This window comes from Microbacterium sp. ZW T2_14 (assembly GCF_044987405.1).
In the GTDB taxonomy this organism is placed as follows: Bacteria; Actinomycetota; Actinomycetes; order Actinomycetales; family Microbacteriaceae; genus Microbacterium.
This window is the reverse complement of the sequence record NZ_JBJDRK010000054.1, coordinates 21,487-28,122: the sequence shown is the minus strand read 5'-3', so window position 1 is coordinate 28,122 and position 6,636 is coordinate 21,487. Positions and strand designations below refer to the sequence as shown.

Genomic DNA, 6,636 nt, shown 5'->3' with positions numbered 1-6,636 from the left:
GAACCGCCCGGCTCAGCCGGATCTGCAACCGGCACCGGCACCGGCGCCGGAACCGCAACCGGCGCCGGAGCGGTCCCCCGGTGTGGTCGGACCCGCAACGCCCGCACCGGAGCCGACACCGGCGCCCGACCCCGAGCCGACACCCGACCCCGAGCCGGCCGTGACCGGCGTCGCACGCCTCGACGCGCCCGCCGACCTGTCGGCCGCGGTGCCCCCGCCGATCACCGGCACCGGCGTCGCGGGCGCGGACGTCGCACTGATCGACGAGTCGGGCGCGACACTCGTCCGGACGACGGTGGATGCCGGCGGCCGGTTCTCGGCGGTGCTCCCGGGCGACCTGCTGCACGCCGGCATGAGCGTGCGCGCCGTGCAGACGGCGCCGGGCCTGCGTGCGTCCGATCCGAGCGGGGCGGTCGGACCGTTCACGCTGCCCGTGCCGACGGTCACCTCGACAGACGGCACGCTGGACGCCCGGCTCGAAGACCTCGACCTCGACTTCCGTGCCGACGATCTGACGCTGGTGCTGAGCGGACAGCGGGGCCAGACGGTCGCCGTCTCGATCGACGGCGCCTGGACGGGCAACCTCCACACGCTCGGCACCGCGCCGCTGCGCCGCGTCGTGTACGACGTGTCGCCGGGCAACCACGTCATCGGCTTCCGCTACGTCGACCCCGCCTCCGGCCGCCAGGGCCGCGTCTCCTCGGTGACGCTGCACGTCCGCGCCCGCTGACCGACGGCTCGAGCCACGTTTCGTCTCGCTCGTTCCTCGCTCGCTCAACGACCGGAGACCAAGGCCCGGGTCGCTGAGCGAGCGCCAGCGAGACGAAGCGCGACGCACGTCCGCGCCCGCTGACACGCGGCCCGAGCCACGTTTCGTCTCGCTCGTTCCTCGCTCGCTCAACGACCGGAGACCAAGGCCCGGGTCGCTGAGCGAGCGCCAGCGAGACGAAGCGCGACGCACGTCCGCGCCCGCTGACGCGTGGCTCGAGCCACGTTTCGTCTCGCTCGTTCCTCGCTCGCTCAACGACCGGAGACCAAGGCCCGGTCGCTGAGCGAGCGCCAGCGAGACGAAGCGCGACCCACGTCCGCGCCCGCTGGCGCGCGGCTCGAGCCACGTTTCGTCTCGCTCGTTCCTCGCTCGCTCAACGACCGGAGACCAAGGCCCGGTCGCTGAGCGAGCGCCAGCGAGACGAAGCGCGACGCACGTCCGCGCCCGCTGACACGCGGCCCGAGCCGCGTTTCGTTTCGCTCGTCCCTCGCTCGCTCAACGACCGGAAACCAAGGCCCGGTCGCTGAGCGAGCGCCTGCGAGACGAAGCGCGACGCACGTCCGCGGCCGCTGACGGACGGCTCGAGCCACGTTTCGTCTCGCTCGTTCCTCGCTCGCTCAACGACCGGAGACCAAGGCCCGGTCGCTGAGCGAGCGCCAGCGAGACGAAGCGCGACCCGCGGACGGCCGCGGGCCGCGGCATCCGTCAGACGACGGGTCAGTCGCCCACCGTGCCGGTCTGCACCGGACCGGCGGCCGGACCGTAGCGCAGCTGCACGACGCCGAGCGGACCCGACTGGGCGGGCTCGAGCAGCGTGAGGTTCCCCGGCGCGGCGCCCTCGGGGAAGACCTTCTTGCCCTGACCGAGCACCACGGGGTACACCCACAGCGTCAGCACGTCGAACAGCTGCTCCCTCAGGAGCGTCTGCGCGAAGTCGATGCTGCCGATCACGTGCACGCTCTCGTGGCGGTCGCGCAGCGCCCGCACCTCGGCCGCCACGTCGGGCCCGAGCTGCGATGTGCCCGGCCAGTCCAGCGACGGCGTGCCGCGGGATGCGACGTACTTCGGCACCGCGTCGAACTTGCGGCCGATGGCGCCGTCCGGCCCGTCCGTGTGCTGCGGCCAGTACCCGGCGAAGATGTCATACGTCCGGCGGCCGAGCAGCAGCGCGTCGAGCTCTTCGATGCCCTGCATGATCGCGGCGCCGATGCGCTCGTCGGGGAAGGGCGCCTGCCATCCGCCGTACGGGAATCCGCCCGTCGGGTCCTCTTCGGGTCCGCCGGGCGCCTGGGCGACGCCGTCGAGACTGGTGAACAGATCGATGTAGATGCGGCCGGTCATGACCGCCTCCTCTCCAGAGCGGGGTCGCCTCAGGCGGCGAGCACGACCCCTGGTTCGATGCGGAACGTCTCGGCGAACCGCTCCAGCAGCGTCGCGTCGCCCGCGACGACGGCCAGTACCTCCTGGTCGATCGCCGCGGCCGGGGTCAGCTCGCCCGAGATGAGGCGACGGATGCCGGGACCCGCCGCGAAGGTGACGTCGGGGTCGTCTGCGACCGATGCCTGCGTGCCGAGTCGCGGGTCCACGGGCCTGCCGGCAGGCTGTAGCTGCGCGATCTTGAGCCCGGACGGATCGACGTGCACCCGCAGCACGACGTCGGCGACGTGCACCTCGTAGTCGGCGGGCGGCAGCGTGGCTGCGGCATCCGCTCGGAAAGCGGTGCGCAGCGCCATCGTGAGAGAGTCCGCGGTGACGATGTCGTCCGCCGACGGATCGCCCATCTGCTGGAACCCCCAACGCCCCATCGCCAGCACGATCGGCTCGAGCTCACGCCCGTAGGGGGTCAGCTCGTACACCAGCCCGCAGTGCAGGAGCGGCACCCGGCGCACCACGCCACCCTCCTGCAGCTCTTTGAGCCGCGTGGAGAGGATGTTGGTGGGGATCTTGGGCAGTCCCTGCTTGAGGTCGGTGTAGCGCCGGGGACCGACGAGCAGATCGCGGACGATGAGCAGCGCCCACCGCTCGCCGATCAGCTCGACGGCGGTCGTGACCCCGCAGTACTGCCCGTAGCTGCGGGCAGCCACTTACGCGTTCGCCTGCTCCGCCATGTAGGCGTCGGGTCCCTTGGCGGCCGCCTCAGGGTCCATGTACATGAACTGGATGCCGTTGCCATCGGGATCGATGAGGTCGCGGCCGTACATGAACCCGTAGTCCTGCGGTTCGCCCGGCGCGGTCCCGCCGTGTGCGACGCCGGCGTCGACGATCCGGTCGACGTCTTCGCGCGAGTCGCGGCTGATCGACAGCAGCACCTGCGCGTGCGTCTTCGGGTCGGCGAACTCCTTGTCGGTGAACGTCGAGAAGTACTCCTTCGTGAGCACCATGAAGAAGATGTCGTCGCTCCAGACGACGCACGCGGCGTTCTCGTCGGTGAAGAGCGGGTTCAGTTCGCACCCGAGGGCGGTGTAGTACGCCTTCGCGCGCTCGAGGTCGTTCGTCGGGATGTTGACGAAGATGTGCGTCATTGCCTTGCTCCTCTGAAGTGTTCTCGCCCCTGCCCACCGATCGGTGAGCCTGTGGGACCATGGTTGCAAAAAACAAGCGAGCTTGTCAATAGCAAGTAGGCGTCTCTTCGGGGCGCCGGGCGCGGCATCCGTCTCCGCCTGACGGGGGATGCCGCGGCAGGGCCCGGCCCGTAGCGTGGAGGGATGTCCGACCTTCCCGCGCCGCACCCGCTCCAGCGCTCGCGGCCCACGGCCGGCGAGCTGCGCAACGACGTGTGGCTGGCCGCGGCGCTGTTCGTCTCGGCCGTGCTGAGCACGGCGCTCGGTTCCGTGGCCGGCATATACGGTGGCGCTGCGAACGGCGGCATGCAGTGGGCACTGTTGTACAGCCTCGGGCTCACAGCCCCGCTCGCGGTGCGACGGCGCCTTCCGGAGGTCGTGGTCGTCGCCGTCGCCGTGGTCTTCTTCGTCGGGGTGACACTGCGCATCCCCGACCTGTACGTCTCGAACATCGCGATGTTCATCGCGATGTACACCGTCGGCGCCTGGGTCGACGACCGGCGCCGCGCGATGTGGGTGCGGGTCGGCGTGATCGTCGGCATGTTCGTCTGGCTGATCGTCACCATGTTCCAGACGGCGATCGATCCGGCCGACGGCGGACTCTCCCGCGCCGGGGTCTTCTCGCCGTTCGCCGCGATGCTGCTGCTCCAGCTGCTCGTCAACGCGGGCTTCTTCGGCGGCGCGTACTACATGGGCGACCGCGCCTATGCCGCGGCGATGTCGCGCTCGGCCCTGGAGCAGCGCACGCGCGAGCTCGAGCAGGAGCGCGAGATGACCGCCGCCCAGGCCGTGGCCCTCGACCGTGTCCGCATCGCCCGCGAGCTGCACGATGTCGTCGCGCATCACGTCTCGGCGATGGGGGTGCAGGCCGGTGCGGCCCGTGCGGTGCTCGAACGCGATCCGGATGCCGCGCGCACGGCGCTCCTCGGCATCGAGGAGTCCGCCCGCTCGGCCATCGCCGATCTGCGCCAGCTGCTCGAGACACTGCGCACCACCTCCGGCGACGGAGACGGCGCCTCCACGGTGCAGCTGTCGGCCCTCGCCGAGCTCGTCGCACACGCCAACGACAACGGCCTTCCCACGACACTCACGGTCATCGGCGACCGCGTGGCGCTGCCCGACCTCGTGCAGGTGAACATGTACCGCGTCGCCCAGGAGGCGCTCACCAACGCTCGCCGGCATGGCGGACCGGATGCCGCGGCCGACGTCCGCCTGCGCTACGGCGACGACGCCGTCGAGCTGGAGGTCGTCAACACGGGCCGCGCCGTCGCGGCGCCGATGCGGCCGGGACTCGGCCTCGTCGGCATGCGGGAGCGCGCCGCGGCGTCGGGCGGGGAGCTCGAGACCGGCCCCCGCGCGCGCGGCGGATTCCTGGTGAGGCTGCGAGTGCCGATCGCGTCCGCGGTGGGCAGCGGCGCGCCACGGGCCGGGGTGCGCGCATGAGCCGCACCATCCGCGTGCTCCTGGTCGACGACCACGCCGTCATGCGGGCGGGCTTCCGCATGATCCTCGAGTCCGCCGGCGACATCACCGTCGTCGGCGAGGCCGCGACCGGCGTGGAGGCGGTGGCCGCGGCATCCGCTCTGCATCCCGACGTGATCTGCATGGACGTGCAGATGCCCGACATGGACGGACTCGAGGCCACGCGCCGCATCACCGGTGACGCGGCGGTCGACGCGGCGGTCGTCGTCGTGACGACGTTCGACCGCGACGACTACCTGTTCGACGCGCTGGCGGCCGGCGCCAGCGGCTTCCTGCTGAAGAACGCCGGCCCCGAAGAGCTCATCAACGCCGTGCGGGTCGCCGCCGCCGGCGACGCGCTGCTCGCCCCCGAGGTCACCCGCCGCGTGATCGCCCGCTTCGCCCCGGCGTCGGCTGACCGCGAGAGAACTGCGGGTGGACGAGAGGCAGGGAACGCCCCTACGTCTAGGCCGCCCGTTGCACTCTCGCGCGACAGCGGCGTGCCGACCGTCGATCTCACCGAACGCGAGCGAGAGGTGCTGCGGCTCGTCGCGCAGGCGATGAGCAACGCCGAGATCGCCCAGCGGCTGTTCATCGGCGAGGCCACGGTCAAGACCCACGTGTCGAACGTGCTGCAGAAGCTCGGCGCCCGCGACCGCGTCGCCGCCGTGGTGTACGCCCACCGCCACGGCCTGACCTGACCCGGCGGCCCGCGCGTTTCGTCTCGCTTCGCTCGCTCAACGACCGGCGTCCATGGTTGCGCCAGCGAGGGACGATCGAAACCCCCGGCCGGAACCAGTGCCCGGTCGTTGAGCGAGCGAGAGCGAAGCCGCGGCCGGAACCCCGTGCCCGGTCATTGAGCGAGCGAGAGCGAAGCCTCGGCCGGAACCAGTGCCCGGTCGTTGAGCGAGCGAGAGCGAAGCCGCGGCCGGAACCCCGTGCCCGGTCATTGAGCGAGCGAGAGCGAAGCCTCGGCCGGAACCTGTGCCCGGTCGTTGAGCGAGCGAGGAACGAGCGAGACGAAACGCCACACGCCGGCGGAGAACCACGGATGCCCCGGCACCGGCCCACGAGGGGCGACGGGTCGGGGCATCCGATCGGCTGGAACGACGTCGGCGGCGCACACGCCGTCGACGCGGGGGGACTCAGGCGGCGACGGGGACCTTCGCGTAGCGGTCGACGAGGGCGCCGAACGCCTGGAGGTAGCCCACGAGGAACTCGGCGGTCTGGTCGTTGGTGACCTCGCCGTTGTCGGCGAAGAGGCCGGGCGTGGTCTGCACGTAGCCCTCGGGCTGGCCGAGCGTGGGGGCGTTGTAGTGGCTGAGGATCGCCTTGAGGTGCTGCTGCGCGGCAGCGGTGGCGATGCCGCCGCCCGAGGTGCCGATGACGGCGGTGGGCTTGCCGTTGAACGAGCCCTGGCCGTAGGGGCGCGACGCCCAGTCGAGGGCGTTCTTCAGCACGCCGGGGATCGAGCGGCTGTACTCGGGCGTCACGATGATGACGCCGTCGACGTCGTCGATGGCCTGCTTGAAGTCGCGCGCGACCTGCGGGTAGTCGGCGTCGAAGTCGGGCGAGTAGAAGGGCAGGTCCTTGATCGGGATCTCCACGAGGGTCGTCCCCTCGGGGGCGAGGCGCTCGAGCGCCTTCGCGAGGCGTCGGTTGATCGAGGTCGACGAGATGCTGCCGACGATGTAGCCGATGGTCCGATCGGACATGTTGTACTCCTTGAAAAACAGAGGCGTCCCCGGTGGGGACCACCGTGGACGTTCCATCTCCATGCAATCACATGAACCTGGGATTCATTCCGTCGCATGCAAAGGTCGTCATCCGCCGCCTCTCCTCACG

6 protein-coding genes and 1 pseudogene are annotated in these 6,636 nt (G+C 71.2%); 3 read left to right on the top strand and 4 right to left on the bottom strand.

Annotation, left to right across the window (positions count from 1 at the left end; genetic code table 11):
* Positions 1-730, top strand: a pseudogene (locus ACI3KY_RS16385) (hypothetical protein); the annotation flags it as partial.
* Positions 731-1,486: 756 nt separating this feature from the next.
* Here ACI3KY_RS16385 and ACI3KY_RS16380 read toward each other — a convergent pair.
* The 3 genes from ACI3KY_RS16380 to ACI3KY_RS16370 are packed head-to-tail and all read right to left on the bottom strand — an operon-like array spanning position 1,487 to position 3,291.
* Positions 1,487-2,110 carry a dihydrofolate reductase family protein gene (locus tag ACI3KY_RS16380; RefSeq protein ID WP_404931211.1) on the bottom strand — a complete coding sequence of 208 codons (624 nt, stop codon included), beginning with the start codon at positions 2,108-2,110 and terminating at the stop codon, positions 1,487-1,489.
* A gap of 29 nt (positions 2,111-2,139) precedes the next feature.
* A complete protein-coding gene (locus ACI3KY_RS16375) occupies positions 2,140-2,853 on the bottom strand; it encodes a winged helix-turn-helix transcriptional regulator (RefSeq protein ID WP_404931210.1) in 714 nt (237 codons plus the stop codon).
* Positions 2,854-3,291, bottom strand: a complete 438-nt coding sequence (locus ACI3KY_RS16370) for a VOC family protein (protein ID WP_404931209.1) — start codon at positions 3,289-3,291, stop codon at positions 2,854-2,856.
* Between the two features lie 183 nt (positions 3,292-3,474).
* Here ACI3KY_RS16370 and ACI3KY_RS16365 point away from each other — a divergent pair, with 183 nt between their 5' ends.
* A complete protein-coding gene (locus tag ACI3KY_RS16365) occupies positions 3,475-4,773 on the top strand; it encodes a sensor histidine kinase (RefSeq protein WP_404931208.1) in 1,299 nt (432 codons plus the stop codon).
* Positions 4,770-5,492 carry a response regulator gene (locus tag ACI3KY_RS16360; RefSeq protein ID WP_404931207.1) on the top strand — a complete coding sequence of 241 codons (723 nt, stop codon included), beginning with the start codon at positions 4,770-4,772 and terminating at the stop codon, positions 5,490-5,492. Before ACI3KY_RS16365 ends, ACI3KY_RS16360 begins: the two co-directional genes overlap by 4 nt.
* Before the next feature lie 444 nt (positions 5,493-5,936).
* Here the strand turns inward: ACI3KY_RS16360 and ACI3KY_RS16355 are convergent, their stop codons facing one another.
* Positions 5,937-6,506, bottom strand: a complete 570-nt coding sequence (locus ACI3KY_RS16355; RefSeq protein ID WP_404931206.1) for an NADPH-dependent FMN reductase — start codon at positions 6,504-6,506, stop codon at positions 5,937-5,939.
* Positions 6,507-6,636 lie beyond the last annotated feature (130 nt).